The organism is Myxococcales bacterium, assembly GCA_016706225.1.
GTDB lineage: Bacteria > Myxococcota_A > Polyangia > Polyangiales > Polyangiaceae > JADJKB01.
Window position 1 is genome coordinate 64,761 of record JADJKB010000005.1, and the last position, 26,446, is coordinate 91,206.

The 26,446-nt window shown below is 67.5% G+C and carries 30 protein-coding genes; 21 read left to right on the forward strand and 9 right to left on the reverse strand.

From position 1 onward, the window contains the following. Positions 1 to 378: 378 nt before the first annotated feature. The 6 genes from IPI67_08075 (at position 379) to IPI67_08100 (ending at position 7,037) form a co-directional block, all read left to right on the forward strand. Positions 379 to 1,371: a hypothetical protein gene (locus IPI67_08075; GenBank protein MBK7580144.1), complete on the forward strand. Its 993-nt coding sequence runs from the start codon at positions 379 to 381 to the stop codon at positions 1,369 to 1,371. Then, positions 1,368 to 2,366 (forward strand): endonuclease, encoded by a 999-nt coding sequence (locus tag IPI67_08080; GenBank protein ID MBK7580145.1) that lies wholly within the window; start codon positions 1,368 to 1,370, stop codon positions 2,364 to 2,366. Before IPI67_08075 ends, IPI67_08080 begins: the two co-directional genes overlap by 4 nt. Before the next feature lie 356 nt (positions 2,367 to 2,722). After that, the gene (locus IPI67_08085; protein MBK7580146.1) at positions 2,723 to 3,598 is read left to right on the forward strand and encodes a DUF3570 domain-containing protein; all 876 of its coding nucleotides are present in this window, start codon (positions 2,723 to 2,725) and stop codon (positions 3,596 to 3,598) included. A gap of 226 nt (positions 3,599 to 3,824) precedes the next feature. Continuing rightward, the gene (locus tag IPI67_08090; GenBank protein ID MBK7580147.1) at positions 3,825 to 4,298 is read left to right on the forward strand and encodes a hemerythrin domain-containing protein; all 474 of its coding nucleotides are present in this window, start codon (positions 3,825 to 3,827) and stop codon (positions 4,296 to 4,298) included. Positions 4,299 to 4,379: 81 nt separating this feature from the next. Further along, the gene (locus IPI67_08095) at positions 4,380 to 4,964 is read left to right on the forward strand and encodes a hypothetical protein (GenBank protein ID MBK7580148.1); all 585 of its coding nucleotides are present in this window, start codon (positions 4,380 to 4,382) and stop codon (positions 4,962 to 4,964) included. A 111-nt stretch (positions 4,965 to 5,075) separates the two neighbouring features. After that, positions 5,076 to 7,037 (forward strand): YcaO-like family protein, encoded by a 1,962-nt coding sequence (locus IPI67_08100; GenBank protein ID MBK7580149.1) that lies wholly within the window; start codon positions 5,076 to 5,078, stop codon positions 7,035 to 7,037. A 9-nt stretch (positions 7,038 to 7,046) separates the two neighbouring features. Here IPI67_08100 and IPI67_08105 read toward each other — a convergent pair whose 3' ends face one another. The 4 genes from IPI67_08105 to IPI67_08120 form a co-directional block, all read right to left on the reverse strand. Beyond that, positions 7,047 to 7,514 carry a multicopper oxidase domain-containing protein gene (locus IPI67_08105; protein MBK7580150.1) on the reverse strand — a complete coding sequence of 156 codons (468 nt, stop codon included), beginning with the start codon at positions 7,512 to 7,514 and terminating at the stop codon, positions 7,047 to 7,049. A 10-nt stretch (positions 7,515 to 7,524) separates the two neighbouring features. Then, a complete protein-coding gene (locus tag IPI67_08110; protein ID MBK7580151.1) occupies positions 7,525 to 8,337 on the reverse strand; it encodes a multicopper oxidase domain-containing protein in 813 nt (270 codons plus the stop codon). 106 nt (positions 8,338 to 8,443) lie between these two features. Next, the gene (locus IPI67_08115; GenBank protein MBK7580152.1) at positions 8,444 to 8,698 is read right to left on the reverse strand and encodes a hypothetical protein; all 255 of its coding nucleotides are present in this window, start codon (positions 8,696 to 8,698) and stop codon (positions 8,444 to 8,446) included. A 66-nt stretch (positions 8,699 to 8,764) separates the two neighbouring features. After that, positions 8,765 to 9,364 (reverse strand): hypothetical protein, encoded by a 600-nt coding sequence (locus IPI67_08120; protein MBK7580153.1) that lies wholly within the window; start codon positions 9,362 to 9,364, stop codon positions 8,765 to 8,767. A 177-nt stretch (positions 9,365 to 9,541) separates the two neighbouring features. On the opposite strand from IPI67_08120, the gene IPI67_08125 reads away from it, so the two are divergent. From IPI67_08125 to IPI67_08165, 9 genes are all read left to right on the forward strand, one after another. Then, positions 9,542 to 9,901, forward strand: coding sequence for a hypothetical protein (locus tag IPI67_08125; protein MBK7580154.1), 360 nt, complete (start codon positions 9,542 to 9,544; stop codon positions 9,899 to 9,901). A gap of 303 nt (positions 9,902 to 10,204) precedes the next feature. Next, positions 10,205 to 11,389, forward strand: coding sequence for a TolC family protein (locus IPI67_08130; protein MBK7580155.1), 1,185 nt, complete (start codon positions 10,205 to 10,207; stop codon positions 11,387 to 11,389). Between the two features lie 221 nt (positions 11,390 to 11,610). After that, positions 11,611 to 13,182, forward strand: coding sequence for an efflux RND transporter periplasmic adaptor subunit (locus tag IPI67_08135; protein MBK7580156.1), 1,572 nt, complete (start codon positions 11,611 to 11,613; stop codon positions 13,180 to 13,182). A gap of 19 nt (positions 13,183 to 13,201) precedes the next feature. Beyond that, positions 13,202 to 16,480 carry an efflux RND transporter permease subunit gene (locus IPI67_08140; GenBank protein MBK7580157.1) on the forward strand — a complete coding sequence of 1,093 codons (3,279 nt, stop codon included), beginning with the start codon at positions 13,202 to 13,204 and terminating at the stop codon, positions 16,478 to 16,480. 134 nt (positions 16,481 to 16,614) lie between these two features. Next, on the forward strand, positions 16,615 to 16,965 hold the full coding sequence (locus IPI67_08145) for a hypothetical protein (protein MBK7580158.1): 351 nt from the start codon (positions 16,615 to 16,617) through the stop codon (positions 16,963 to 16,965). Between the two features lie 203 nt (positions 16,966 to 17,168). After that, positions 17,169 to 17,411 carry a hypothetical protein gene (locus tag IPI67_08150; GenBank protein ID MBK7580159.1) on the forward strand — a complete coding sequence of 81 codons (243 nt, stop codon included), beginning with the start codon at positions 17,169 to 17,171 and terminating at the stop codon, positions 17,409 to 17,411. Further along, positions 17,408 to 17,899, forward strand: a complete 492-nt coding sequence (locus IPI67_08155; protein MBK7580160.1) for a hypothetical protein — start codon at positions 17,408 to 17,410, stop codon at positions 17,897 to 17,899. Before IPI67_08150 ends, IPI67_08155 begins: the two co-directional genes overlap by 4 nt. Beyond that, positions 17,896 to 18,963, forward strand: coding sequence for a hypothetical protein (locus tag IPI67_08160; GenBank protein MBK7580161.1), 1,068 nt, complete (start codon positions 17,896 to 17,898; stop codon positions 18,961 to 18,963). Before IPI67_08155 ends, IPI67_08160 begins: the two co-directional genes overlap by 4 nt. Positions 18,964 to 19,073: 110 nt before the next feature. Then, positions 19,074 to 19,601: a hypothetical protein gene (locus tag IPI67_08165; protein MBK7580162.1), complete on the forward strand. Its 528-nt coding sequence runs from the start codon at positions 19,074 to 19,076 to the stop codon at positions 19,599 to 19,601. Positions 19,602 to 19,843: 242 nt separating this feature from the next. Here the strand turns inward: IPI67_08165 and IPI67_08170 are convergent, their stop codons facing one another. Together IPI67_08170 and IPI67_08175 are read right to left on the reverse strand one after the other, a co-directional pair. Further along, complete coding sequence (locus IPI67_08170; protein ID MBK7580163.1) at positions 19,844 to 20,152, reverse strand: hypothetical protein; 309 nt, start codon at positions 20,150 to 20,152, stop codon at positions 19,844 to 19,846. A gap of 185 nt (positions 20,153 to 20,337) precedes the next feature. Further along, positions 20,338 to 20,754: a TRASH domain-containing protein gene (locus tag IPI67_08175; GenBank protein MBK7580164.1), complete on the reverse strand. Its 417-nt coding sequence runs from the start codon at positions 20,752 to 20,754 to the stop codon at positions 20,338 to 20,340. Positions 20,755 to 21,010: 256 nt separating this feature from the next. Here IPI67_08175 and IPI67_08180 point away from each other — a divergent pair, with 256 nt between their 5' ends. The 4 genes from IPI67_08180 (at position 21,011) to IPI67_08195 (ending at position 22,278) form a co-directional block, all read left to right on the forward strand. After that, positions 21,011 to 21,247 carry a hypothetical protein gene (locus tag IPI67_08180; GenBank protein MBK7580165.1) on the forward strand — a complete coding sequence of 79 codons (237 nt, stop codon included), beginning with the start codon at positions 21,011 to 21,013 and terminating at the stop codon, positions 21,245 to 21,247. Further along, positions 21,244 to 21,651, forward strand: a complete 408-nt coding sequence (locus IPI67_08185; GenBank protein ID MBK7580166.1) for a hypothetical protein — start codon at positions 21,244 to 21,246, stop codon at positions 21,649 to 21,651. Before IPI67_08180 ends, IPI67_08185 begins: the two co-directional genes overlap by 4 nt. A gap of 67 nt (positions 21,652 to 21,718) precedes the next feature. Continuing rightward, positions 21,719 to 21,976, forward strand: a complete 258-nt coding sequence (locus IPI67_08190; GenBank protein ID MBK7580167.1) for a hypothetical protein — start codon at positions 21,719 to 21,721, stop codon at positions 21,974 to 21,976. Between the two features lie 95 nt (positions 21,977 to 22,071). Further along, positions 22,072 to 22,278 carry a hypothetical protein gene (locus IPI67_08195; GenBank protein MBK7580168.1) on the forward strand — a complete coding sequence of 69 codons (207 nt, stop codon included), beginning with the start codon at positions 22,072 to 22,074 and terminating at the stop codon, positions 22,276 to 22,278. Positions 22,279 to 22,296: 18 nt separating this feature from the next. Here IPI67_08195 and IPI67_08200 read toward each other — a convergent pair whose 3' ends face one another. Then, complete coding sequence (locus tag IPI67_08200; GenBank protein MBK7580169.1) at positions 22,297 to 22,998, reverse strand: PepSY domain-containing protein; 702 nt, start codon at positions 22,996 to 22,998, stop codon at positions 22,297 to 22,299. Between the two features lie 91 nt (positions 22,999 to 23,089). Between IPI67_08200 and IPI67_08205 the strand changes: the two genes are divergently transcribed. Further along, a complete protein-coding gene (locus tag IPI67_08205; GenBank protein MBK7580170.1) occupies positions 23,090 to 24,151 on the forward strand; it encodes a hypothetical protein in 1,062 nt (353 codons plus the stop codon). 313 nt (positions 24,152 to 24,464) lie between these two features. Further along, on the forward strand, positions 24,465 to 24,683 hold the full coding sequence (locus IPI67_08210) for a hypothetical protein (GenBank protein MBK7580171.1): 219 nt from the start codon (positions 24,465 to 24,467) through the stop codon (positions 24,681 to 24,683). On the opposite strand, the gene IPI67_08215 is transcribed toward IPI67_08210, so the two are convergent. Further along, a complete protein-coding gene (locus tag IPI67_08215; GenBank protein MBK7580172.1) occupies positions 24,668 to 25,234 on the reverse strand; it encodes a hypothetical protein in 567 nt (188 codons plus the stop codon). The genes IPI67_08210 and IPI67_08215 overlap by 16 nt on opposite strands. Before the next feature lie 226 nt (positions 25,235 to 25,460). Further along, on the reverse strand, positions 25,461 to 25,781 hold the full coding sequence (locus tag IPI67_08220) for a Rieske (2Fe-2S) protein (GenBank protein ID MBK7580173.1): 321 nt from the start codon (positions 25,779 to 25,781) through the stop codon (positions 25,461 to 25,463). Positions 25,782 to 26,446 lie beyond the last annotated feature (665 nt).

Consider the following 26,446-nt stretch of genomic DNA (forward strand, 5'->3'; position numbering starts at 1 on the left):
CGAAAGGACAAAAACATGACCCGCCCGCTCGTTCTCCAAGTCTTGCTTGCGGCACTGGTATCGACCGGCTGTGGAGGTGCATCGACAGCTAAGTCTCCGGAGGATACGGACCCGCGGGAGGCCAGGGAGGGTGCCACGCGGGAGCCGGTCGAGAGGTCCGAGAAATCCGAGAAGGCCGAGCGACCAGACAAGCCGCAGAAGGAGGAGAGATCTGGCGGCGGGCACGAGGGGCACCACTGAGTCGGCACGCACCAGTTGCGCGCCGCGCTCACGACGGGGACCGAGTGCGTTGCGCGCGCGGGCTGCGCGCCGGTGTTGAGAGACGCGGGCACGTAGGTTGCTTCTGGCCCGGCGCCATCGGTTCCCAAAGGAGATCTCATGCAGCCACGTGCCTTGCTCGCCTCCGTAGCCGTTCTGTTGCTGTCTGCCGGTGCTCGGGCTGCGACGGGGGACGCGCTCAGGAGCTTCCCCTCGTCGTTCCCAAGCCCCGACGGTCTGATGTGGGACGGAGCGTATCTCTGGGCCACCGACTGCGAGTCCACGCGCATCGACAAGGTCGATCCAGCTACCGGTCTCGTCGTCGGCAACATCAACGTGGCAGGCGTGCGCTCCGACGAGCTGGCCTGGGACGGCACATCGATCTGGCTCAGCGATCACACGGCGACCGAGATGCCGAACATGGGTGCGCCGCCGCCCCGCATCTACAAGGTCGACCCCATCTCGCAGCAGGTCATCAGCTACTTCGCTGCTCCGGGCCAGATGCAGTACCCGATGGGAGTCGCGTGGGACGGCGCCGCGATCTGGAACGTGGACACCTGGGATGAGCGCATCTACCGGCTCGATCCCCAATCGGGTGCGGTGCTGAGCTCCATTCCGTCGCCGGCGAGCGGTAGCTGCGGCATGACCTGGGACGGCGCTTGCCTTTGGCTGACCAACGCGGCGACGGACGGCCTCGTCTATCACATCGATCCGGTGAACGGCGAGGTGCTGCGGTCGTTCGCGGGTCCAGGTGGTGCAGGGCATCAAGCGACGGGTGTGGCCTGGGATGGCGAGCACCTCTGGGTCCACGACGAAGCCAAGGGACGCGCTGCCATCTACCAGCTCGAAGTGGAGGACATCACCGAAGCCGGGCGCTGCGCTGGCGCCCTTCAGATCGGCAAGGGCGGCGAAGACGCTGGGGCTCCGGAGGCGGGAGCCGGTCAGCCCCCCGCCGCGGCTCCGGGAGCCACTGAAGAGACGAGCGCGTGCAACAGCGGCGCCCGGCCGAGCTCGACTCTCGGGGCGATCTGGGCCTCGCTGACCGCGTTCTTGCTCGGCATGCAAATCCGCCGGCGCAGGGTCGGTTCGGGCAGAGCGGCGCACCGCTCATGAAGACGCCATTCTACATCTCGACGTTGCTCTTGGCGTTCGGCTGCGGCGAGGGCGCGGGCGAAGCGCCGGCGACGAACAGCGGTGGAACCTCCGCTGCCGGCTCCGCCGGAACGACGGCAGGTGGCAGCGGTGCCACTCTTGGAAGCGGCGGGACGGCGGGCGCAGCCGGCGTCGCGGGCACGCCGACGGGCGGCGCGGACGGCGGCGACGCGTCGAGCGACGCTGGCGCCGCAGATGCCGAGACGCACGTCCCGGACGCCTTCGCCGAGAACATGCCCTTCACCGGCAAGTACGCCGGCGTCGAAGGCCTTGCCGGCGAGGCGCTCGTCCTCTCGCTCTGCGAGCTGGTGACCCAGGGTTACAAGAGCACGAGCTACACGGCGGCTCGGCAGGTCGTCTTTCAGCAAACGGACAACCACGGCGGTCAGGTGCTCGGGGTCTACGACGGGTTCTGGCACGACCCGACGCACTCCGAGGTGAACATCGAGCACACCTGGCCGCAGAGCAAGGGAGCGAGCGCGCTCCCCGCGAAGAGCGATCTGCACCACCTCTTTCCGGTGCAAGCCAACTTTAACAGCGCCAGGAGCAACCTCGCTTTCGGCGAGGTTGTCGTGCGCGATTGGCCCAGCACGCTCCAGGGGGACCCGAATTGCGCCGACGCGATGCCCGGCAACGCTGACGGCTGCTACAGCATCAAGGGGAAGGACGCGTTTGGCATCGAGGTGTTCGAGCCCCGCGACGGCCAGAAGGGCGACGCGGCCCGGGCCGTCTTCTACTTCTCCATTCGCTATGGGATGGGCTGCAAGGTCAAGCCTCTGAGCATCTTCGATCCGGACCATCCAGCGACCAGCGAGTCTGTTCTGAAGAAGTGGAACCTCCACGATCCGCCGAGCGACCACGAGCGCCAGCGCAACGACGTGATCGAGACCGTGGAAGGCGTACGCAACCCGTTCATCGACCACCCCGAGCTCGTGGAGCTGCTCAGCTTTCAGTGACGTCCAGGTCACATGTGACTGGGGCGATCACGGGATGAGAAGCGTGACCGCCGGCGTCACATCCCGCCATCCGACCTCGCAGTAAGATGAGGGTGTGCCGACCGAACGTGGGGAGCCGCCAAGCTGAGATCTCGCCTTGTCATGCTGCGGTCAGCTTGTCGTCGGCTATTGCCTGTCCTCGCGTTCTGGAGCGGCGCTTCGTCCGCCCAGGATGGAGTGCGCTGGGAAGCGGGCGGAGAAGTCGCCGGCTACCACGATACTGACAACGTGCTCGTGGTCACGCCGTCGGTTAAGGGGCAAGCGCCCGGCAGCCGAGCGCGGGCCTGAGTGCCAGCGGCAGCTACCTGGTGGACATCGTGTCCGCGGCGTCGGTGGACATCGTGTCCGCCGCCAGCCCGCGCTGGGCCGAGATCAGGCACGCCGGAGCTCTGAGCCTGGGCTTGAAGGCTGGTGCGGTGGGTGGCTCGCTCTCGCTCGCGACCTCCATCGAGCCCGACTTCGTCTCGGTCCAAGCGGGCCTCACGGGGAGCTACGATCTCGCGCGCAAGAACGTCGTCTTGTCCCTGGGATACGCGTACGAGCACGACATCGCCGGTCGGACCGGAACGCCGTTCTCGGTCTACGCCCTGCGCCTCGATCGGCACCGGTTGGTCGGACGGGCAGAAGTCGTGGTGGGCCCCGCCACCACGCTAACTCCGGGACTCGAGGCGCAGTTCGAGTCCGGACGCCAAGAGAAGCCTTATCGCTGGCTCCCGCTCTTCGACGCGAACGTCGCGCCCGGTGTGCCGGTGGGCGCATCGGTGGACGAGGTCAACCGGTTGCGGCTGCCGGGACGAGTCGCCGAGCGCGTTCCGGACACGCGGATGCGTTGGGCGGCGACCGCGCGGCTGGCTCATCGATTTTCGCGCTCCACGCTCACCCTGGGGGATCGCGCGTACGTGGACAACTGGGGCCTCTTGGCCAGCACCTCGGAGGCGAGCTGGGTGTTCGAGCTCTCGCGCCGCTGGTCGGCCTGGCCGCACGTCAGGTTCCACGACCAGTCGGCGGCGTCCTTCTGGCGCCGCGCCTACGTGGGCACGGTCGCGGCGGGCCAAGCGGTCGTGCCCGAGCATCGCAGCGGGGATCGCGAGCTCTCCCCCCTCTGGACGCTGACAGCTGGCTCCGGTCTCGCGTTCTACATGGGCTCTCGGGACCCCAGGAGCCTGAGCGTTACCCCTGGAATTCGACGCTAGCTCACCGACTTCCGAGACGCGCTGTACATCGACCATCGCTGGGCTGGCTTCGCCGTTGCAGGCTTCAATGCGAGGTTCCCTTGAAGCCGCGCCTGACTGACACCGGCAGCGTGATCGCCGGTGCCGTGGTGACCGTCGTGGTCACGATCGGCGAGGTGCAATCGACCACCCGAGCCGCGCGCTCCGCGCTGATGCAACTGGCGCGGTGATTGCACCAGGCGACGCCATGCCAGAGCCAGCGCTGTTGCCGAGCTTGTTCGGACGAGCCACCGCCTTCCTCGAGGAGCACCGAAACCTCCGAGAGACCCTCGGCCGACTTCAGAGCTATTGCATCTTGCTGGGGCAGGCCGAAGTTGCGCCGGAGCTCGACCCGCAGCACCTGCTCGAGCACCTCTGTCGGCTGATGGTCGACCACTTTGCCGGCGAGGAAGCCGACGACTATTTCGGGACGTTTCGAAGGGAGGCACCTTGGCTGAAAGAGCGGCTCCAGCGGCTCGAAGAAGAACATTGGGAGATCGTCGAGGTCATCGGCGAGCTCCAGCGGGTCGCGCAGAGCACCCATCGGCGAGATGAGCTAGTCGATGGCTTGGCGCGGCTCCTCGAAAGAGTAGATGCGCACGAGCGCGCCGAAGCCAATCTGGTCCACGGATTCTTCTTAGGTTCCGCCGAAGCGGGGGAAGTGCCAAGCGTAGCGGTGTGATCGCTCCCGTCACAGACAGATCGCCGGGCGCCGAGTAACATCTGGCAATGGTCTCGGCGTGGGGACCAGGGGAGCGAAGTGGTGAGCTCGTCGACTGCATTCAGGTTCCGTCCGCGAAGCGCCCTGATCGTCGCCGTCGCGCTCTCGACGCTGGGCTGCGGCAAGCGGGCCAACGAGTCGAGCGCGTCGCCCGCGTCGCCCGCGTCGTCCTCGAGTGCTCCATCCGGTGCGGCGCTCGTTTCGCCGCCTCCGATCCCCGCGCCTGCCAGCGCCCAACCCGCCGATGCCAGCGCCGAGGCGCCGCACCAAGGGGTGACTGTCGAACTCGGGACGGGGAAGATCCGAGTGTCGGCCATCGCGGCGGGGTCCTTTCAAGTGTGGCTGATCGACGAGCACGGCAAGTTGCTGAGCCCCGACGGAGTCAAGGCGCGGCTCACGCTCGACGTTCCCGGTTACCCCGCGGTAGTGCTCGCTCCATCAGGCGACCACCTGAAGGGCAAGGGACCGCCGGTCGCGGTGTCACACCGAGACGCGACGGTGGTCGTCGAGCGTTCGGGTAAGGTGCAGCGAGCTCACTTGACCCTACACTTGGAGACCGGGCCGGTCGGCCATCATCACGAGCACGAGCCGCTTGCCGCGTCTTCGGCTCCCACCTCGCCCCCATGACTGCCGATCACGGTCACGTGTGACCGGAGCGATCACCCCGTGGACAGTCGCGAGCGCATCTAGCTTGGGTTTCCTGCCGGCACAATTTTTGCGACATCCCCAGATGTCACAATGACCACCGAGCTGGATGAGCTTCCCAAGCGCTGGGGCCTGGTCCCGGGGGCCGTGTTGCAGGCGACGCCCGAGGGTCTCAGCGTGATTGGCCGGCGCGCCGTGCACGTCGACCTCGGTTCGCGAGCTCTGGAGCGGAGGTTCCTCGAATGGGCGGCCGCCGGCGGCGAGCAGCGTGCCCTCGACCACATGGGGCGCGGCGCTCGTCGCGCGGTCGCCGAGCTGGAGCGGTTGGGCGCCCTTGGCTGCTCTCCCAGCGCATGCGTGGCGGATCTCTTGCCAGGTGCGGGACCCCTTCCGCTCGCGAGCTCGCTCCGTCCCGGGAAGACGCTCGCCGTGATCGCCGATTCGGGGGACGTGAGAATCGGCGAGTGGACGAACGCAGCACGCGAGGCGCGCGCCATGACGCTCCTGGCCTGGGTGTCCCAGGGCTCGGTGACCGTCGTTCATGACGATGGCGGGGACGGGCCCTGCGTCGAGTGCGCTCTCTTGTTCGATGCCGAGGTCGCGCGCGCCGCGGCGCTGTCGGGTGCAGCCTACGCGGAGGGTTGGCCTGAAGTCGCCGGTGACGCCGCGCCCGCCCACGGACTTGCTCGCGCCATCATGCACGGCTTGCTCTCTCCCGGAGCGCTGCTGCCGAGGCCGGGTCACGCGATGATCATCGACACCCGCTCGCTCTACGCGCGGCGCGCGAGGTACGTCGCGCATCCGAGCTGCGGGTGCCGGCGTTTCGTCCCGACGCTGCGCGCGCTGCCGGGGCGGATCAGCTGGAACCGCGCCCGCAGCGAGCGCTTCGCGCCCCTGGTGGCCCTCAGCAACACCCGCGCGAGCGGCCGCGCGGAGGTGGCTTTCCGGGGCTCTCGCTCGCCATGGCCGGATCGGTCCGGCGGCGTCGGCACGGCGCTCGCTTGCGGACCAGCCGCGCGCAACCGCGCGCTCGCGGAAGGCGTGAAGAGGTTCTGTGCGCTCCACACGCCGCCCGACGTCGTGCACGTCGCAGCCAGCGACCTGAGCGAGCCCCGACTCGCCGGCGAGGACATCGTCTCGCTCCTGTACCGACCCCAGGAGCAAGAGACCCCTGGTTTCCGAATGGCGGCGTATCGAGATGACACGCCGCTCGACTGGTCCTGGGCTCGGAACCCCCTTACCGGTGAGCGCAGGCTCGTGCCGACTTCGCTGGTCGGGCGCCCGTCGACCGGTGCGCACCTGACCGAGACTACTTCGAGCGGATATGCCACCGATCGCTCTGCCGACCTGGCTGCGCTGCGCGCGGTGCTCGAGACCGTCGAGCGGGACGCGGTGCTCGCCGCGTGGTACCTGCGTCTTCCCGTCGCCGTCATCGATCAGCGCTGCGACGCAGCCTATCTTCGGCGCGGGATCATCACGCGCGCGTTCTGCGCGACGCAGGACGTCGCCCTGCCCGTGGTCTGGCTGCTCGCGCTGGACGAGCGGGGTGCCTTGACCAGCGCCAGCGCGGCCGGCACTTCCTTCGATTCGGCATGGGCCGCCGCGTGGCGCGACCTCGACACCGGCCTCGGCATGGACCGCGCGACGGCGACCGAGGCTAGCGTGCTGAGCCCAGTGGCGCGCGCCGGACCCGCGGACCACCGCTACTTTTACGCCGAAGCGCTGCGCGGGCGCGCGGGATTCGAGCATCCGAACGCCGCTGGGCATGTGTCCCCGGAGTCGCTCCGACGTCGTTGGCCGGCCCGGAGCGCAGAGGAGCTGAACCTGGCGGTCGCTGCCGTTGCGGGCGCGGGCCTCGGCGTCTGGCTCGTCGAGCGCAGCCTGCCCGCGGTGTTCGGCCCGGAATGGACCACGTTCCGCGCGCTGATCCCTGGCAGCATCGAGCTCTCGTGGGGTCAGCCCTACCGCAGGCTCGCTTCGCCCCGCGTCTCCGAATGGCTCCGTATCGGCTACAACCTGTCGGAGATCCCGCACCCGATCGGGTCCGCGTGGTGAGCCCGCCGCTCACTCCACCTGGATCAAGCCAGCCATGCCCCCTTCGGCATGCTCGAGGATGTGGCAGTGATACATCCACATTCCGGGCTCGTCGAAACGGGCGATCAAGTCGAGCGATCCCTTCGCAGGAACGATGATGGTGTCCTTGTTGGCTAGGGTATCGGCGCCCATCGGCATGCGGTTCTTTGCGAGCACCTGGAAAAAGAACCCGTGCAAGTGGAACGGGTGGTCCATCTCGCTCTCGTTGGACACGCCGAGAACGCGAAGCGAGCCGTTCGGAACACTCAACGTCGCGACGTCGGGAAACGCCTTGCCGTTCACGGTGAACGCCATGTCGGCGCCGACCATCGCTTCATTCAGCACGATCGGGAAATCGACCGCCTGCGCGGGTAGCTTCTCGATGTCCGGGAACGCCGCCGGCAACACGCGCCCCTTGAGGGCCGGCTGCTTGGAGATGCGCAGAGTCGCGACCCGCATCGGCGGGTCCTCAGCCGTGCCGTGTCCGCGCCCGCGTAGGCTCGTTGGTCAGCTCAGATTCTCGCCTGGCTCGGCCGAGACGACGAGCATGACGTCGTAGCGCTCGCCCGGGGCGATCAACACGCGGTCCGTGTCGTAGGGTTTTGGCACGAGGCCGCCGTCGCTTCCGATCACGCGGAAGGTCTGCCCTGACATGGCCAGATTGAAGAAGCGCCCGTTGGCAGCGTTGACCAGGCGCATGCGCAGGAGGCTCTCCGGCTTGCACCTCCACCGTGGGCGAGACGACGCCGTTCACTAGCAGCGTGTCACCGTGGCGACCGAGCATCTTCGACTCGTCGTCGAGGTACTCCGGCCGCGAGCCGTCGGCTTCGAGCGCGACGTCGTCCAGCATCCAGACGACTTCGCGGTCCGCGCTGGGCTCGTTCGGCCCTCGCACCACGATCGGCGCGTAGAGCCCTTTCTCGACCTGCTCGTCGGACCGAACGTGCGGGTGGAACCAAAACAACCCGGCGTCCTTGACCACGAACTCGTACTCGAACGTCCCGCCCGGCTGCGTCGGGTTCTGCATGGCCATGGTGCCATCCATGGCCGCCGGAATGCGCAGCCCGTGCCAGTGAACGGTCGTCTCCTCCGGCAGCGCGTTGCTGAAGTGAGCCTTGAGGCGATCCCCAACTGCGAGCTCGATCAGCGGCCCCGGGGACGTCCCGTTGTAGGTCCATACGGGCGTTGTTCCCGCAGCCACGTATCTGGCCTTGCCCACCCCAGCCTCCAGCTCGAGCTCGAACACACCCGGCGACGGGTCGAGATCCTTCGCGCGCGGCAACTCGACCGCTTCCCATGGATCGGGCGAAGCTCCTCGGGAGTCTCCTCGCCGCAGCCCAGCAAAGTGAGCGCCATCAGGATTAGCGCCGCACCGGCCAGCGACGATCTCATTTCGTCGCGCCCCCGTCGGGCTGCACGGCGACCAGCGTCATCCCGCACTTGGGACAGGCGGAGGCCTTCGTGTCCATCACCTCGGGATGCATCGGGCACGCGTACACCGTGGCGACCGGTGACGCCGCAGGCGTCGCGCTGCTCGCGTGCCCGTCGTGCTGTGGCGCTCCCGTGGTCGGCTTCTTCTCACATGCCGCCGGGAACACGCCGAGGATGATCGCCAGCGCCACGCTCGAGAGTCGCTCTTTCATGGGCTCGAAGGTAGCAACAGGCGTGCCGGTAGTCCGTGACCATGACGGTCACGCTCGACGTCGACCTCAGTGCCGGTGCTGCGAGTGGTCATGAGGTGGAGCGGCAGGAGGGGAGGACCCCGAAGCCGCAGGCGCGGTTGCGCTGATGGCTGCGGGCGCCGAAGCCGCGGGCGCTGCTGGAGCTCGATCCAGCGGTCCTTCGTCCGGATGCGCGAGCTGTGCGGCCCGGGTCGAAGGCCCGTGGTGGTGGGGCTCGCGCGACCAGGGAGCCAGCCCCGGATGGAGCATGTCGGCGCCGAAGTGAGCTCCCACGCTCAGGCCGGTGGCCGCGAGCACCGACGCCGCGACGGTCAACCAGCGTTTAGCGTCACGTCGTGAGTCGAGGAAGCTGAGCACGGCCGTGAGCAGCATGACGGCCGCGCCTCCGAGCGCGAGGTTGCGATGGATGGCGATCCGCTCGGGGTCACCGCCCATTTCGATCACATGTGACGCCGACAGCAGGCCGCTGGCCGCCGCGATGACGCTGGCCGCCGCTGCAGCGAGCGCGAGGCCGCGCGCTGCTGGAAGCCAGTCTCCCTGCCTGCGCCATGCGATCAGCCAGCAGGGCGCGGCGATGACCGCGAGCGAGATTGCGAAGTGGACGACGAGGTGGTGGATGTACGCCACGTGAAGGGCTGGCGCCTACGCAAGCATCGTGCCGAGGGCCCGCGCATGGAGAGAAGCAGGTCGCGCCGGTGAGACGACGCCAACGAATGTGACCGGCGTCGTCACACTACGTGGGATCGTGAGCCCAATGGTCACAGACTGCGCCGGACGGTGGTGATAGGTGTGGCAGGGCGAAACATGAAAGCTCATCTCTTGCCCATCGCTTGCCTGCTTTTGCCCCTCGCCTGCAGCTCGGAGGACGACGCGGCGGCCGCCAAGGCCACCGCGCTCGAAGCCCCGCAGCTCACGCAGGTGGTTCCGATGACCGGCGCGCTGCACCTCACCTGGACGAACCACCAGCACGATTGCGACAGCACCGATGCTGAGCGCAAGACCGACACCGAAGCCTACGCGGCAGTCTTCAGCGCGCCGGGCAGCGTGGACAACAAGATGGACGGTACCGCGACCGACACGACCAAGACGTACACGTACCGGCTGAGGTGCAAGAGGGCAGCGGACTACTCGCCGTACTCGAACGAGATGTCGGGAAAGCCTTGAACGCTGGCGTGTGAGTGACTGAGCGTGGTGGCCTGCGACTTGCAGTAGCGCCCCGCAGTCAACATGCGTTTCAGTTTGCGGGCAGCATCGATTGGGGTTGCCTCGCTCCTCTTGGCGTGCGTTCCGAGCCGATCGCCCGCAGATAGCGGGAGCGGGCAGCTGTCGGCGCGTGAGCTCGCTGAGGCACCGCCGGCGCAGACGGCACTCTCGGTCGATCCGGGCTCGCCCGCGCCTAGCGCCAGCGCTGCCGCGGTACCCGGCGACGGCGAGGCGGCGGCGGGACCTCGCGCCGAGGCTTCCGGCGTGCTCTCGCGCACGGCGCTGATTCGAGCGGTGATCGCCCGGAATCCGGAGGTCGAAGCCCGCCGTCACGCGCTCCGCGCAGCGCGGGCACGCCGAGCGCAGGTTTCGGCCCTCGACGATCCGGAGTTGGCCTACGGCTTCGCTCCTTTGACCATTGGCAGCGGCACGTTCGGGCAGACAGTTCAGGTGAGCCAACGATTCCCTTGGCCCGGCAAGCGCGCCAGCCTCGGCGAGAGCGCCGAGCGCGAGAGCGACGCGGCCCGACACGACGTGCGCGCGACCGAGCTCGAGCTGGCGCTCGAGGCTTCGCTGCTCTTCGACGACTACTACCTGGCCCACCGCTCGCTGGAGGTGAACGAGCACCATCAGCACCTGCTGCAGGAGCTCAAGAGCAACGCCGAGGCACAACTCTCGGTGGGTCGGGCATCGCTGCAGGATCCGTTGCAGGCCGAGGTCGAGCTGTCGCGGCTCGTCGAGCAAGACGCGACGCTGAGCTCCGACCGTTGGGCCATCGTCGCGAGCCTGAACGGGCTCTTGCATCGCAACCCGAACGAGCCCTTGCCGCCGCCGCCGAGATCTTCAGCGCTGGGTCTGGAGGCGCCTCCCTCGGAGGCGGAGCTCATTCGTGCAGCGCTCGCCGCGAGCCCCGAGCTCCGCGCGCTCCGCGCACGAGAGCGCTCAGCCGAATCCTTAACGCGATACGCAGAGCGGGAGTACTACCCGGACTTCACGCTGATGGCCTCGTACAACACGATGGTCATGCCCGACAGTCGGCTGATGCTGGGCATTTCGGCTCCAATTCCGCTGCAGCGCGGGCGGCGCGGAGGAGCGCTCGACGAGGCGGGCGCGCGCGTGGCGGAGGTGCGCGCGGAGAGTACGAGGTTGATGGACCGCATCCGCGTCGAAGTGAGCGTGGCGCGCCAGCGCCTGGTCGAGATCATACGGGTCGTGAAAATCCTGGACGGGCGAGTTCTGCCGGTCGCCAAAGCGCAGGTGACGGCAGCACGGGTCGACTTCGCGCCCGGGCGGACAAGCTTCCTGGCGGTCGTGGACGGCGAGCGAAACCTGCGCGACGCCGAGCTGTCGCTCCACGCCGCGGTCGCGGAGCTCGGCAAGCGGCGCGCGAGGCTGGAGCGCACGCTCGGCCGCGTTCCGTTCGTCGAGACCATGTCGGGGGTTCGATGAGCACGCCGCCCCCCTCTGCACCGCCAACCGTGGAGCCGGAACGAAGCGCGCCGATGGAGCCGTCCGCTCCGCCCGAGGCTATGCCGCCCGAGGCAGTACCGCCCGAGGTGGTGCCGCCCGAAGCTATGCCGCCCGAGGCAGTACCGCCCGAGGCTCCAGCTCCTCCTCCAGTTGCACCCACCGTTCAGCGCCCGGCGCGAACCTTCGGCTGGCTCAGCCTGATGCTCGTTGCGCTGGTCTCGGCTGCCGTAGCCGGCGCCGCCGGGTATTTCGTCTCGCACCGGTCCCACGGCTCTGGCGCCGCCGCAGACGCAGGCAAGGCGCAGTACCAGTGCCCGATGCACCCGACCATCGTGCAGGACCATCCCGGTGACTGCCCGATCTGCGGCATGAAGCTCGTGAAGATGGGCTCCGCGGGCGCGCCGGCGGAGCGGAAGATCAAACTCTACCGCTCCCCGATGGATCCGAAGCAGACCTCGCCGGTCCCGCGCAAGGACGAGATGGGGATGGACTTCATTCCGGTGTACGCGGACGACGATGGCGCCACAGGCGCATCGTCGGTCGACGGGCTCGCTACCGTCGACATCGACCCATCGAGACAGCAACTCATCGGCCTCAAGACCGTGGCCGTCACGCGCGGCAAGGTGAGCGGGACCTTTCGCACGGTCGGTCGCGTCGCGACCGACGAGACGCGGGTGCGCCACGTCAACATCAAGGTTCCGGTTTACGTCGAGAGGGTCTTCGTCGACTTCGTCGGCAAGCCCGTGCGCAAGGGCGCCGCCCTCTTCTCTGGATACAGCCCCGAGCTCCTGGCTGCGCAGGAGGAGTATCGCATCGCCCTGTCCACCCAGAAATCGCTCAGCTCGTCGTCGGGGTTCTCCGTCGACAGCAGCGGATTGGTGGCGGCTTCACGGCGAAAGCTGGAGCTCTGGGACGTCCCGAAGTCGGCGATCAGGCGGCTCGAACAGAACGGGCAGCCCCTGAAGTCGCTCACATTTCACTCGCCGATCGCGGGCGTCGTCACCAAGAAAGACGTCGTCGAGGGCATGAAGCTCGATGAAGGAGCCATGCCCTACGAGATCGCGGATCTGTCGAAGGTGTGGGTCCTGGCGGACATCTACGAGAGCGATCTGCACCGCGTCAAGCTCGGCATGCGCGCCAAACTGACGCTGAAAGCGTACCCGAATCGCGTTTTCGAGGGCAGCGCCGTCTTCTTGGATCCGGTGCTCGATCCGGTCACTCGCACAGTGAAGCTACGGCTGGAGTTCGCCAACGCGAACGGGGAGCTCAAGCCGGCGATGTTCGGCGAAGTGGTGCTCGAGAACGCCGAGCGTGAGGGCCTGCGCATCCCCGAAGACGCGGTGATCGACTCGGGCAGTCGGAAGGTCGTGTTCGTCGCGCTGGCCGATGGCAAGTTCGAGCCACGCCAGGTTTCGCTCGGCGATTCGGACGGCACCGGTGTCGAGGTCGTCTCGGGGCTCGGCGAGGGCGAGAAGGTCGTGGTTCGCGCGAACTTCCTGGTCGACTCCGAGTCCCGCCTCCGGGCGTCGCTCGCCGCGTTGTCCGCGCCCGCGCCGTCCGTGTCGGCGGCTCCGACGCCGAGCGCAGCCCCGCTAGTTGCGGTGCCGACGGCGGCGGGCACTGCTCAGCGCGCGCCCGCCAACGCGAAGCCCGCAGTTGCCCCGCCACCGCAGTACTCGTGTCCGATGCACCCCGAGGTCACGGACACGAAGCCGTCGCGCTGTCCCAAGTGCGGCATGTTCCTCACGCCCAGCGAACGCAAGGCCGAATGACGCGGGAACGCCTCGGGCCATGATCAAAGCCATCATCCGTTTCTCTGCGGAGAACAAGTACCTGGTCGTGGCCGCCGTGCTGGTGGCGCTCGTCGGCTCGGTGTGGTCGATGCGCAGCATCCCGCTCGATGCATTGCCCGATCTGTCCGATACGCAGGTCATCGTCTACTCGCGCTGGGATCGCAGCCCCGACATCATCGAAGATCAGGTCACCTACCCGATCATCACGTCGCTTCTGGGCGCTCCGAAGGTCAAGGCCATTCGAGGCTTCTCCGATTTCGGCTTCAGCTACGTGTACGTGATCTTCGAGGACGGCACGGACATGTACTGGGCGCGCTCGCGCGTGCTCGAATACCTCTCCAAGATCACGCCGCAGCTCCCGCGCGATGTCAGGACGGAGCTGGGTCCGGACGCGACCAGCGTCGGTTGGGTGTTCCAGTATGCGCTGGTGGACAAGACCGGCCAGCACTCGCTGGACGAGCTCCGTTCGTACCAGGACTGGTACCTGCGCTACGCCGTCCAGAGCGTGCCGGGTGTCTCCGAGGTCGCCACGGTCGGCGGGCAGGTGCGCCAGTACCAGGTGACCGTGGACCCTAACGCGCTCGCCGCATACAAGCTGCCGCTCGAGGCGGTCGTCGAGGCGGTCAGAACCGGCAACAACGACGTGGGCGGTCGCCTGGTCGAGATCAGCGGTCGCGAGTACATGGTTCGTGGTCGCGGCTACGTCAAGAAGATCGACGACATCGAGCGCCTCGTCCTCCGGGCCGAGGGGGGGACCCCGGTGCTGGTCAAGGACGTCGCCAAGGTGGCGCTCGGTCCCGAGCTTCGTCGCGGTATCGCCGACCTGGATGGCCAGGGTGACGTGGTGGGCGGCATCGTCGTGATGCGCTCGGGAGAGAACGCGCTGAACGTCATCAATCGTGTGAAGGCCAGGCTCGAAGAGCTGAAGCCTTCGCTGCCCAAAGGCGTCGAGATCGTGACGACCTACGATCGCTCCGAGCTGATCGAGGCGGCCATCACTACGGTCGAGGAGAAGCTGATCGAAGAGATCATCGTCGTCTCCATCATCATCTTGCTCTTCCTCTGGCACATTCCGTCCGCGGTGATCCCGATCGTTACCATCCCGGTCTCGGTCGCGCTCGCGTTCATCCCGATGTACGCAATGGGGCTGAATGCGAACCTCATGTCCCTGGCGGGCATCGCCATCTCCATCGGCGTGTTGGTGGACGGGGCGATCGTCGAAGTCGAGAACGCCTACAACAAGATCTACCATTGGATAAAGGACGGCAAGAAGGGCAGCTTCCACCAGGTGCGCCTGGAGGCGCTGCTCGAGGTCGGCCCAGGAGTATTCTTCTCCCTCCTGGTGATCGCGGTCGCGTTCATGCCCGTGTTCACGCTGGTCGATCAGGAGGGACGGCTCTTCCGGCCGCTCGCGTACTCGAAGAACCTGGCGATGGCCATCGCGGCGTTCCTTGCCATCACGCTCGACCCGGCCATGCGCATGATGTTCGCCCGGATCGACGATTTCACGTTTCGCCCGCGCTGGCTGGCTGGGGTGGCGAACCGCTTGCTCGTGGGCAAGTACTACTCGGAAGAGAGGCATCCCATCTCGCGAGTGCTGCACCGCATGTACGAGGGTCCTTGTCGGTGGGTCTTGAAGTACCCGCGTCTGACCATCGGCCTCGCCTTCGCGGCGATCCTCACGTCCATACCGGTGTACCTCAAGCTGGGTTCGGAGTTCATGCCGCCGCTCCGCGAGGGCACGATCCTCTACATGCCGTCGGCGGTGGAACCTGGCATGTCGGTGGCCGAAGCGCAGAAAGCGCTCCAGGTCCAGGACAAGATCCTGATGCGTTTCCCGGAGGTCAAGCGCGTGTTTGGCAAGGCAGGGCGCTCCAACAGCTCGACCGATCCGGCTCCGTTCACGATGATGGAGACGACCATCATCCTACAGCCCGAGAGCAAGTGGCGGGAGAAGCCGCGCTGGTACTCTGGCTGGGCCCCGACGTGGCTGAAGCCAGCCCTGCGCCCGTTCTGGCGCGATCGGATCTCCCAGGAAGAGCTGGAGAACGAGATGAACGCCGCGCTCCAGCTCCCAGGCATCTCGAACGCCTGGACCATGCCGATCAAGGGGCGCCTGGACATGCTCTCGACCGGCATCCGCACCCCGATCGGCATCAAGGTGAGCGGCGCGGAGCTCGGCACGATCGAACGCGTGGCCCAGGAGGTCGAAGCGGTGATCAAGAAGCTGCCGGGAACGCGCAGCGTGTACGCGGAGCGCGTCGCGGGGGGTTATTTCGTCGATTTCGTGCTCAAGCGCGACCAGCTCGCGCGCTACGGGATGAGCGTCGACGACGCGAACATGATGGTCATGACGGCGGTCGGAGGGGACAACCAGTCGATCACCGTGGAGGGGCGCGAGCGGTATGGCATCAACGTGCGCTACGCCCGGGACTTCCGCGAAGACCTGACCAGCCTGCGCCGCGTGCTCCTGCCCCTGCCGAGCGGAGCCGGTCAGATCCCGATGAGCGAGATCGCCGACGTGATGCTGGCCCACGGACCCGCGATGATCCGCGACGAAAACGGGCTCCTCGCCGGCTACGTGTACGTGGACTTCGACACCTCGAAGTACGACGTCGGCGGCTACGTGACCGAAGCCAAGAAGGCCGTGGCGGCCGGGGTGACCCTTCCCACGGGCTACAACATGGTCTGGAGCGGGCAGTACGAGAACATGCTGCGCGTCAAGGAGCGGCTGAAGCTGATCCTTCCGCTCACGCTGGTACTGATCTTCGCGCTGCTCTACCTGAACACGAGGTCCTCGGTCAAAGCGCTGATCGTCATGCTCGCGGTGCCGTTTTCGGCGATCGGGGCGGTGTGGATGCTCTGGGCCCTCGGCTACAACGTCTCGATCGCCGTGTGGGTGGGCATGATTGCGCTGATGGGGCTCGACGCCGAGACCGGCGTTTTCATGCTGCTGTTCCTCGACCTGTCGCACGACGAGCACAAGGCCAAGGGGCTCCTACGGACGCGCGAAGAGCTCGTCGAAGCGATCATCCACGGCGCAGTCAAGCGAGTCCGTCCCAAGGCGATGACGGTCTTCGCCGCGATGATCGGCCTGCTGCCCATCATGTGGTCGACCGGCACGGGCGCCGACCTGATGAAACGCATCGCGGCGCCGATGATCGGGGGGCTCGTGACGTCGTTCCTGATGGAGCTGCTCGTCTACCCTGCCGTGTACTTCCTCTGGAAGAAGAGGCACCTCGAACCGCAGCCCGCGCCCGCTGCGGCGTCCGTGTGAGCGCCTCGAGGCACGCATCGTGCTTGTCCGCCGGCATGTCTCCTCCAAGCGTCCGGGCGGCGTCACCCTCACTCTTCGGCCGGGGGCGTACGATCGCAGCCCAACACGTGGAGATAGCCGGGATGCTCGAGCGCATGCGGGAGCTCTTCATCGCCCTCGGGGATGACCAGGACGAACCAGCTCCAGGTCCGCGCGCGCAGCTCGATGCTCTCGCGATTCAGCTGCGCGTTCATTTCGCCGCCGAAGAAGATCCCGAGTATTTCGGGACGATCGCCGCCGAATGCCCCGCCCTGGGCGGGCAGGTCGAGAACTTGCAGTCGGCGCACGCAGCCCTGCTCCGAGCGGCCGAGCACCTGCGCACCCTGGCCGCGGCGCCGGGCGGCCGTCGCGTCCTGGCCTTGCTGATCACACGTTTGGAGGAAGACGTGCGGGCGCACGAGGCTGCAGAGGGTCGACTGCTCAGTGAGTTTTTCGGTCTGCCGTGACCGATTCGGTCACACCACGTGCGCTGGAGCAACCGTTCGCAGGTGCTCGTCCGGGAGCCCCTCGCGATCTTGGTGACGGCACGCATGTTGCTAAACTGCCGCCGCGGGGGAGCGGCCGCTCTCGTCCCGCCTCCCGGGACCTCGCAACCGGTGGACGCTCCTCCTCACCAACTCGATTTACTCGCACACCAAGGACGGAAGGCATGACTCGAGCAGCTTGGATTCTGGCTCTGGTGGTTACGTCGCTAGCAGCGGGTTGTAACAACGCGCCCGCCAGCGCAACGCCGCGTGAGGAACCGCCAGTGGCGAGCGCGGCGAGCCCGGAGCCCGCCACCCGCTACGCTTGCCCAATGCACCCGGAGGTGACCGACACGAAGGCGTCCGATTGCCCCAAGTGTGGCATGAAGCTCGTGCCTGCCCCTGCCGGCGGTGGTTCGGCGCATTGAGGCGCGGCTCCCTCACCGTCGCGGCCGCGCTGACTCTCGCCAGCGCCTGCAAGGATCCGGTGCTCGAAGCGCGGGTCGAAGCGCTTGGGCCCGACACCGGCCCCTACCCAGCCGGTCCCAATCACCGCGCCGGAGCCCCGTGCACGCTGTGTCACATGGAGGGCAGCGCCGCGAGCTCGCCCTTCGACCTCGGCGGTACGGTGTACGCCCGCGTGAGCCCGAAACAGGGCCTTGGGGGCGTGAAAGTCCGGCTCTTCGACAACGAGGGCGACGAGCTCGGCGTCGTGACGAACGAGGTCGGCAACTTCTTTCTCCGGAAGGGTGAGCTCGGCCCCATCGACTTCCCGATCTGGGTCGAGCTCGAGTACCAGGGAGAAGTCACCGCCATGCAGGCACCCATCTTCCGCGAGCGGTCGTGCGCGTCCTGCCACACGGATCCGGCGGGCCCGACCAGCCCCGGTCACGTCTATTTCCGAGAGGAGCCATGAGGCGCGTCGCGGTCGTCGCCGTCGCCGCGGCCTGCACGGTCTCGAGCGCACAGAAGTCGTTCGATGTGCCGAGCTCGGACGGCTTCAGGTACGTGAGCGACATGCTCGGCGCGCGTTGCGGTAGCCTCGATTGCCATGGCCAGGCTGGGCGCAACCTTCGACTCTACTCGAGGTTTGGCCTGCGCCTGTCCAGCGACGACGTGCCCGGTCAGGGTCAGGTCACCGCTGCCGAGCACGAAGCGAACTACGCATCTGTGGTGATGGGCGAGCCCGAGCTCCTGTCGCAAGTGTTTGGCGAAGGAGGTCGCGATCCGCAGCGACTGACGCTGGTACGCAAGGCGCGCTACCAGGAAAGCCACAAGGGCGGTCGCGCCGTCGACGCGCATGGGGACCGTTGCATCGTCTCGTGGCTCGAAGGCGAAATCGACAAGAAGGCGTGCTTCACGGCGTCCACCCTGAGGAAGCCGCCGGGGTTCGGCACGGCCGGCGGAAGTGGTGGAGCAGGCACTGGCGGTGCCGGCGGACAGGGGGGGCTCGCAGGGTCGCCCTCCGGTGGTGCCGGCGGTGCGGGAGGCATCGCTGTCGGTGGCACAGGCGGTACCCTCGCTAGCGGGGGGACGACCGGCAGCGGCGGTTATACGTGTGGCTTGGAGTTCTGGCCATGTGCCCTCGACGTCTACGCCGAATGCTCCGCCGCCGGGCCGTCCCCGCCGGGCCACCAGATCTACGCAAAGACCGACTGTCAGGGCTGCCACGGAGCTACTGGGCCCGGGCAGGAGTTCCTGCTCAGCGGCGTGGTCTGGTCGCACGACACGAAGGCTGGCGCGGAGCATGTCCAGGTTGCAGTGAAGAGCGGAGCCGACTTCTACCTCACGTGCAGCGACCAGCTGGGCTTCTTCTTCGTCCCAACAGCGGAGCAGCCGGCGCCGAACTGGCCGAAGGCGGAGACCCATATCCGTGCCGTGCTCGGCGAGAAGATCATGCCGGCGGACAAGGAGCACAAGCCTTCGTGCAACTCGTCGGACTGTCACGCGCATGTCGAGCACACGTTGTGGGCGCCGTGACGCGTGCGTGATCGCTGCGGTCACAGTGCACGAACTGCGCAGGCGCGCTCCCTGGATGACGGGAAGCTCCTCCGCTGGATCGCGTAGCATCGGGGAGATAGGAGCTTCATATGTTGTGGCGACTTGCACTGATCTCGATCTCGTTCGCGTTGTTCGGGGGCTGCATGATGGGTCACGAATGCGGAGAGAAAGGAGGAATGTGCGGAGGCGGAGCAGACACTGCGGGAGCTTGCAGCTCGAATCACGACTGCCCAAACGGGTCACGCTGCGACTCGAGCTCGACTTGCGTTTCCGATGACGGGCCAAGCGCCTGCAGCGACGACAGCCAGTGTGCGACGGACGGCTACTGCGACGCGAGCGAGGGATTGTGCCGCCAAGGCACTGCGTGCCAGGACGAGGGCGACTGCGAAGCCGGGTTCAACTGCGACCCGACCCGCGCGCTGTGCTTGCCGGCCGCCGACCCCACCTGCTCTGAGCTGAAAGCGGAGGCAGAGTGCGCCGCGCGCGCGGATTGTCTGCCCGTGTACGCGGGCATCGAGTGTTCTTGCGGCGCGGACTGCACCTGCCAAGGTGGAGAGCCGGGCTGCGTCTGCAAGAGCTTCGAGTTCTTCCGCTGCGCGCCCGCGTCATCGGGTTGAGCTTCCTGCTGCCTTGAGCAGCCGGCGTATTGACGCCGCGGTGGCACGGGGCCCCCCGAGCTTTTCAGTCTGTCGTGACGGAGTCGGTCACGTCGCGCGGCCCCGCTGCAGCGGGCTTTCTCCCCACAAGCAGCTCTCGCGCGGCCGGCACGCTGCTTGCTCCAGAGGCCTGCCGTACTTGCCCTCGCGTGCGTGCGCGGTCCGCTCCACCTCGGGTCGCGCCGTACGCGAGGGCGAGACACCTACTTGTGCGCCTGCACGGTGAAGGGGTCCGTCCACCGGCGGTGGTTTCCGACCTGAAGCATGAACGCCCAGTCGCCCTCGTCGTGTTCGCCGTAGACCGGCCGGGCTACGCCCACACGTAGCTGCCAGCCCGTCCTCGGCCACCAGAGGCTCAGTCCGGGGAGCAACGCGACGGTCGTGGCTCCCGCGTCCTCCCCCGCGATCGCCGCACCACCGATGACCTCGAGCGAAAGCGCTGGCACGAGCGCTTGGTCGGGAACCGCCGCGGCAGCGCCGTCGCCCGTCCCGGGTATCAGCGAATACGACACGGCGAGTCCGTATTCCGAGCCCACCGCCTCGGTGCCGAGCACATTCGGATGGCCCCAGAGAACGGCGCCCCAGCCTCGTGACCAGACGCCTTGTTCGGCATGCCGAACAGCGCGGTCGCGCCGACGAACACCGCGACGAAAGCCGCCGTCTCATGCTGTCGTGCCGTCGTGACTGCCACGCTGCCTCAGCGTCGAGCGTCGCTCAGTTTCTCCCCTCGATAGGCAGCGAAGGTTTCGTCGCTTTCGAAGTAGAGCACCTTCTTGCTGCTCCCGGTTCTGAGCTTGCCGATCACGGCGCTCGCTTTGTCGACTCGATGCCCGCTGACTGGATCGGTGGCGCTACGGGTCGCCGGCTCGTCGTTCAGCCGCTTCTCACACATGGGGCAACAGCCGTAGTAGGTCTTATTTTCCACGACGACGGCGGCTTGGTCTTGCCCCATGTAGCGGTTGTTGACCATGCAGACTTTCTTGGGCTCGACGCGCTCGAGCACGGTCTGGGCGGTCGCGCCCGGACCGGAGCCGCTCGTGTCAGAGCCGCCCGCAGGTCTCTGGCAGCTCGCCATGACCATCGCTGCAAGGAAGACCATCACCGGTTTGGTCATTCTTGGCTGCGTTGCAACCACCATGCCGGCATGCCGCAGCGGCGTGAGCCGTTCGTGGCGAGGCACTCGAGATCGGGCTGGCGCGCCGACTCGTGATCAACACACACCGGCGTGATCCGCGCCGTCACTGGGAGGGGAGCGACCGTGGCTGCTCGCTGCGGGGGCGCATCGGACCGCGGAGGTCGAAGTAGAGGTCCCTGAAAGACTTATTGCAAATGAAAATCATTTTCAATAAGGTGCCAGCTGGAGGTTCGAAATGTTCGACGAAATCGCGAAGACCTGTCGGCCACGAAGCTTGGTGCGAGGCAGGGTGGCTCGCATCGATCTGTGCTCGGACTGCGGCTGCGTGTCCGTCCACGTGGGGCCCACGACGCTCAGGATGGACGAGCACACGCTCCGCTCGCTCTGGCTCACGCTCAGAGAAGCCGCCGAAGCGCTCGACGAGCCCGGGTCGGGCGTGCGCGCCGCTCTACCGATCCGAGGCAACGCATGAGGGGAGCCGCGTGGGGCAGTGCCCTCGGTCTAGCGCTCCTCGTCGCCAGCGAATCCGCGCACGCTGGGAACTACGGATACAACGTCACCTACAACTCCAAGGTCGAGGGGGGCGAGCTGGAGCTGATGTCGATGAACGACATCACCGAGCCCTCCTCGGCGCGTCGCGAGGAGGGGTTCGGGACCTACCTGTCGCACATGGTCGAGCTCGAGTACGGCATCAGCAACCAGATGGCGACCGAGTTCATGATCGAGTGGTTCGAAGATCTCGAGAGCTCCGACCGCCGGTTCACCGGTTTCCGTTGGGAGACGCGCTACCGGGTGTTCGAGCGCGAGGTCCCGCTGAACGGGTTCAGGGCCTGGATCACCGACCACGGGCTGGAAGCCACCGTACCAGGAAGCTGAAGGAGAGGAGCCCGATCGCGAGCGCATCCTCGAATCGAGGCTCGTCCTGTCGCAGGACTTCGGACCGGTGAACGTCGCGTTCAACTGGATCAACGAGACCGACGTGACGAGCGGCTACACCGCCTTCGGCTACGCCGCCGGCGCGATGTGGATGGTCGGTCACCATGCCGGCCACGCCATGGAGGGCGCGGACGGCGGCGAAGAACACTCGTCGGAACACGCTGGTGGTGTCGGCGTGGGTCTCGAGATGTACGGGGCGCTCGGCGACACCAGGGCGTTCGGCCTGACGCCGGCCCGCCAGGAGCACACCCCCCACCCACCCTGAGCCCAGGTTCAGATGCACAACAACCCCACGCCTCACAGCGAGCGATAACGTTGCTCAACTTCGGCTACGACTTCTGACGGGCTTCACTCGGGAACGTGAGCGTGCGCGCCCGCTTCGGGCTCGTCGTGATGATCCGCGGCGGCTCGGCAATGGTGCTTGTCCTCGCCGGGAAGGGCGCCGCAGCCTTCCTTGGCGGCGCAGTGGTGTTTCGCCGCGCTCGCTTCCGGAGCGGCCGCGGGCGCCGGCTGTGCCCCGGCGCAGCCGGCTACATGCTTGTACGTGCCATCTGCCTCAGCGTGTAGCGCAGCTCGCAACCTCCTTCAAGTCCGCTCTCGCCACCAACGTCTGGCGCGAAGCACCCACAGCACGACACCGCTGAATACGGTGAGCACGGCGAGCACCGACGCGCCCCGGATCAGCAAGTGGTTGAAGCTCTCTCGCTCGCGGTAGTCCATGATGTGGAGCGACCAGAGGAAGTCGTAGACGCGCCAGAGGTCGCTGCGCCGCGCCGTCACCTCCCCCGAGGTGGCGTCGACGTAGACGACGGTGTGCGCGGCGTCGTCGAATTCGACTCGCCATGCAGGCAGCGGCTTCCCCCGAAGCTCGACGGGAGCCGCTTCGAGCCGGTGCGCTTCGTGTACGGCCGGCGATGCGGGTTGATCGCGGCGCGCGGTTGCTTCGGTTTCTTCGTGCGTGATCGGGGCAGTTTGTTCGCTCTCGGCGGAGAGGCGTATCGCGCGGTTCTTGGCGCGAACCAGCCAAAATCGGCCTGCAGGTGAGGCGCGAAGCTCGAGGCTGGTCGGCGCGTCGAGGCCGAGCGCTGCTGCGCGGCCGAGAGCCACTCCGGGCGCGACGACCTCGCCAGCCTCCAGCGGACGGACATTGGCGTCCTGGACGAAGGGGCCACGCACGGTCTCGATCGGGACCATGGCGAAGAACGCGCCGCTGAGCGTCCAGATCGCGAGCTGCAAGAACGCCGCTGCCGAGAGCCAGCGATGCAGCGCGTAGAGTCGCCGGTTCATCGGCGGCCTTCTAACGCGATTCGCTTCGGGACCGCGTGATCGAATTGGTCACAGGTGACGCTCTCCGTGTCGCGTGCCAAGCTCTGGCGGGATGCGCGGCGGGTCGGGGGTAGGACTGCTCTTCGTTGCGGGCATGGCCCTGGCGTGCGGAAGCGAGGCAGACGGCGTGGCCAAGGAGCAGCCGAAGCTCCCCGACGCGGCGCTCGTGGACGCGTTCAACGACGGAGCCGGGGCTGCCGACGCTGGCAAGGACGCCGCAGTGCCGTTCGCGGGGCCGGCGAGCCTGTCCGAGACCGGCATCTTCAGCGACATGCAGAGCCGGACTCTCGCGCCGGGAGTCCTGGCCTATGACGTACGCTTTCCGCTCTGGTCGGACGGAGCCGAGAAGCAGCGCTTCGTGAGCGTCCCGAGCGGCACCCAGGTGGACACGTCCTACATGGACGTTTGGAAATTTCCCATCGGCACCAAGACGTGGAAGGAGTTCCGCGTCGCTGACAAGCTGATTGAGACGCGCTTCTTGTGGAAGCAAGCCGAGGGTGCCGACGGCTGGCTCAAGGTCGCGTACGTCTGGGACGACTCGGGAATCGACGCCTATCCGAAGCCCGAAGGCGTGCCCGACGCGGCGGGCACGGAGCACGACGTGCCCAGCGTCGAGCAGTGTGAGCAGTGTCACAACGGCGCCGGGGATGTGCTGATCGGCGTGAGCGCGATCCAGCTCAGCAAGGAGGCCGGCGGAGGAGCGCTGGCGGCTTTCGTCTCGAAGGGCTGGCTGTCCCAGCCCCCCGCGGCGGAGTTTCCCGTGCCCGGAGACGGCGTGGTCGAAAGCACGATCGGGTACCTGCACGGCAACTGTGGCCATTGCCACAACGACGAGAGCTTCCTGGCTCAGAAGCGCGCCCTGCGTCTGAAGCTCCTCACCTCCGCCAAGACGCCCGAAGAGACTCCGCTCTACAAGACGGCCCTCGGCGCGCCGGCCTTCCACGACCTCTACGGCACCCAGGTCATCGTCACGCCGGGCGCCCCGCAGACGAGCCAGCTCTATCAGAGGATGAAGGTCCGCAACCTAGATCAGATGCCGCCGCTGGGGACCGAGCTCGCCGACGACGCCGCGCTCGCAACGGTCGGCCAGTGGATCACCGGGCTCCCGCCTTGAGCTCGCACGATGCGCTGCCGGCCTTGTGCTGCTGCCTCGTCCTCCTCGGCTGCAAGGGCGATACGGATCCCGGGCGTCCCGGTCTGACGCTGGTACACGGCGGAGACGATGCCGGCGGCGGGACTGCCGCGGTCGGCTGGGACGCCGGGGCGCCACCGGCTGGGAGTGCGAGGCGCAGGATGCGACTGCTGACACGCCGATCTGCGCTTGCACGATTTCCGAGGCGGTCGACCTCACGGCGTCGAGCGCCGTCACCGTCCAGTTTACCGGCAAGTACACGCCGCGCTGTCTGAAAGTGAAGGTGGACACGACCGTGACGTGGAAGGGGAACTTCCTCGCGCACCCGCTCTGGCCCAGCGCGTGTGCCGGGGACGTCGCAGACAACCCGATCCACGACGTCAGCGACTTCGAGCAGACCTCGCTCGCCATCACCTTCCCAAAGCCGGGCTTCTTCCCCTACTACTGCCCCGACCACGCGAGCGACACGCCGTCCCCGAACGGCATGTGCGGCGTCGTCTACGTCGTGCCGTGACCCTGGCCGCGGGTGCCCTGGGTGATCCCGAGCGATCTCAGGTTGGCGATGAGGCGCCCCAGGCACACGTCCTCGCAGTCGTCCAGGGCGCACGCGTAGTCACTGCGATGCCGCACTTCGATCACCAGCTCGACCTCGCCTGGCGCGTCCGGTGAGGCGGAGTAGTGGAGTGAGTGGTCGAAGGGGCGCACGGCGAAACGCGTTCGCCATTCCGGGCGCGGCAGCGCTGCGTGGGCCAGGGCGCCGAGGTCGATCCACATCGCCTGGCACTTCGTGCACCCCGGGTTCACTAGCGTCTCCGTGTCGGGATGGCGGCCGATCAGCGCCACATCGTAGCCCACCGTGCGCAGCCCACCGCTGACGCAAATCTGCGCGGGCCACACCTCGCACACGACCGAGTGCTTGCGGGCGAGTGCGCGCAGGCGTTCTCTCCGCTGCTCGTGGGCTTCGGCAGGTGGATCCGATTCCATGGCCAGATTCCGTTCGGCGCTCACGTGCACGGTCGGTGCAAGGTCGGTGCCGTTCGCGCGGTTCAGCGCTTCGGGCCGCAAGCGGCGTTCGCGTTGCCTGCCGAGCGGCACCCGCACCCGCCCGGAACTCCCTGGCACATCGATGAGCCGCAGCAGCTCGCCCCGCCATCGGACGGAATGGCCGGGCGCGCCGGCAGGGAGGCCTGGTTGCGCTGCGGCTCCGGAGTCGCGCTGAGATCGGGCGGGTCGCTCTCGCAAGCGACGACGAGGACGAGCGGGGCAAAGCGGGAGAAGCGGGTCAAGGGATTCACAGGGCTCGCCGCGTGCAAGACGTGCGCCGTCCTAAAGGGAGCGGCAGCCGGAAGTCGGGAGAGACGGTGGTTGCGAGGTCCACGTACAGCCCGCCGTCGCAGCCCAGCGCGAGCGCGACGGGACGGAGGTCGAGCTTCGCGGGTTGGTCAGGGAGCACTACTCCGTGGTTGTCGAAGATCGAGCCATGACAGGGGCAAGCAACGCCCTCGGGGACCACCGCGTCGAGGCTCGCGAGATTGCAGCCCTGGTGCGTGCAGATCGCAGAACGGGCGTAGTAGCCCAGCTCGTCGCGGCCGATCAGGGCGCTATCGAACATATCCACCCCCGGCGCAGGTTGGATGCGAAAGCGCGCGAAGTCACACGGCTGGCCGACGTTGCGGCCCGCCGGTGCGGTCGAGCAGCTCACCGCTCCGGATCCGGAGTCATCGCAGCTCGTCGCCGTCAGCGTATCGTAACCTGCGTCGCTAGCGCTGCCGCCGCGGTGCTCGGGAGTATCGCCAGCGCCGCCGCCGCACCCGACGGGCGCAAGCACCGCCAGCGGCGAGCCCCCGAGCACGAGCAGGGTCTGGCGTCTGGAAAGGACCAGGCGGCTGCTCGGAACGATGACGCCCCTGGGCGAGCGGGAGCAGCTCACCACTTCGAAGCTATCTCAATCGCCCATCCGACGCTGTGACCCGGGCGATCACACGAACCCCCCAACGCGGGCCGGCAGCTTCGGGCCGGCCGGCCCGCGGAGCCTTTTCGAGTCCTGCTCGGGACTAGCGAGGATGTCCCTCCTCGCAGTGAGCAATCGGGCGCAGCTTCCATCGTTGCATGCTTCTCTCCTCTCTTCGGTCTGCGCCGGACGGCGCACGGGCCCGGCTTGCACGCACTGTGCCGTGCAGTGGGCCGGCACGCGGGTTGCCCTGGAGAGTGTGGGGCGCTTTCCGTGTCGCAGCCGGAATCACCAAAGCAAGCCTTTACCCGACCGGACCAGCCACA

Coding starts and splice junctions, on each gene's coding strand:
- IPI67_08080 (MBK7580145.1), top strand. CDS start 1,368: ATGAAGACGCCATTCTACATCTCGACGTTGCTCTTGGCGTTCGGCTGC.
- IPI67_08180 (MBK7580165.1), top strand. CDS start 21,011: ATGTTCGACGAAATCGCGAAGACCTGTCGGCCACGAAGCTTGGTGCGA.
- IPI67_08175 (MBK7580164.1), bottom strand. CDS start 20,754: ATGACCAAACCGGTGATGGTCTTCCTTGCAGCGATGGTCATGGCGAGC.
- IPI67_08150 (MBK7580159.1), top strand. CDS start 17,169: ATGACTCGAGCAGCTTGGATTCTGGCTCTGGTGGTTACGTCGCTAGCA.
- IPI67_08075 (MBK7580144.1), top strand. CDS start 379: ATGCAGCCACGTGCCTTGCTCGCCTCCGTAGCCGTTCTGTTGCTGTCT.
- IPI67_08140 (MBK7580157.1), top strand. CDS start 13,202: ATGATCAAAGCCATCATCCGTTTCTCTGCGGAGAACAAGTACCTGGTC.
- IPI67_08100 (MBK7580149.1), top strand. CDS start 5,076: ATGACCACCGAGCTGGATGAGCTTCCCAAGCGCTGGGGCCTGGTCCCG.
- IPI67_08160 (MBK7580161.1), top strand. CDS start 17,896: ATGAGGCGCGTCGCGGTCGTCGCCGTCGCCGCGGCCTGCACGGTCTCG.
- IPI67_08205 (MBK7580170.1), top strand. CDS start 23,090: ATGCGCGGCGGGTCGGGGGTAGGACTGCTCTTCGTTGCGGGCATGGCC.
- IPI67_08200 (MBK7580169.1), bottom strand. CDS start 22,998: ATGAACCGGCGACTCTACGCGCTGCATCGCTGGCTCTCGGCAGCGGCG.
- IPI67_08185 (MBK7580166.1), top strand. CDS start 21,244: ATGAGGGGAGCCGCGTGGGGCAGTGCCCTCGGTCTAGCGCTCCTCGTC.
- IPI67_08135 (MBK7580156.1), top strand. CDS start 11,611: ATGCTCGTTGCGCTGGTCTCGGCTGCCGTAGCCGGCGCCGCCGGGTAT.
- IPI67_08220 (MBK7580173.1), bottom strand. CDS start 25,781: ATGTTCGATAGCGCCCTGATCGGCCGCGACGAGCTGGGCTACTACGCC.
- IPI67_08090 (MBK7580147.1), top strand. CDS start 3,825: ATGCCAGAGCCAGCGCTGTTGCCGAGCTTGTTCGGACGAGCCACCGCC.
- IPI67_08125 (MBK7580154.1), top strand. CDS start 9,542: ATGAAAGCTCATCTCTTGCCCATCGCTTGCCTGCTTTTGCCCCTCGCC.
- IPI67_08145 (MBK7580158.1), top strand. CDS start 16,615: ATGCGGGAGCTCTTCATCGCCCTCGGGGATGACCAGGACGAACCAGCT.
- IPI67_08165 (MBK7580162.1), top strand. CDS start 19,074: ATGTTGTGGCGACTTGCACTGATCTCGATCTCGTTCGCGTTGTTCGGG.
- IPI67_08115 (MBK7580152.1), bottom strand. CDS start 8,698: ATGAAAGAGCGACTCTCGAGCGTGGCGCTGGCGATCATCCTCGGCGTG.
- IPI67_08105 (MBK7580150.1), bottom strand. CDS start 7,514: ATGCGGGTCGCGACTCTGCGCATCTCCAAGCAGCCGGCCCTCAAGGGG.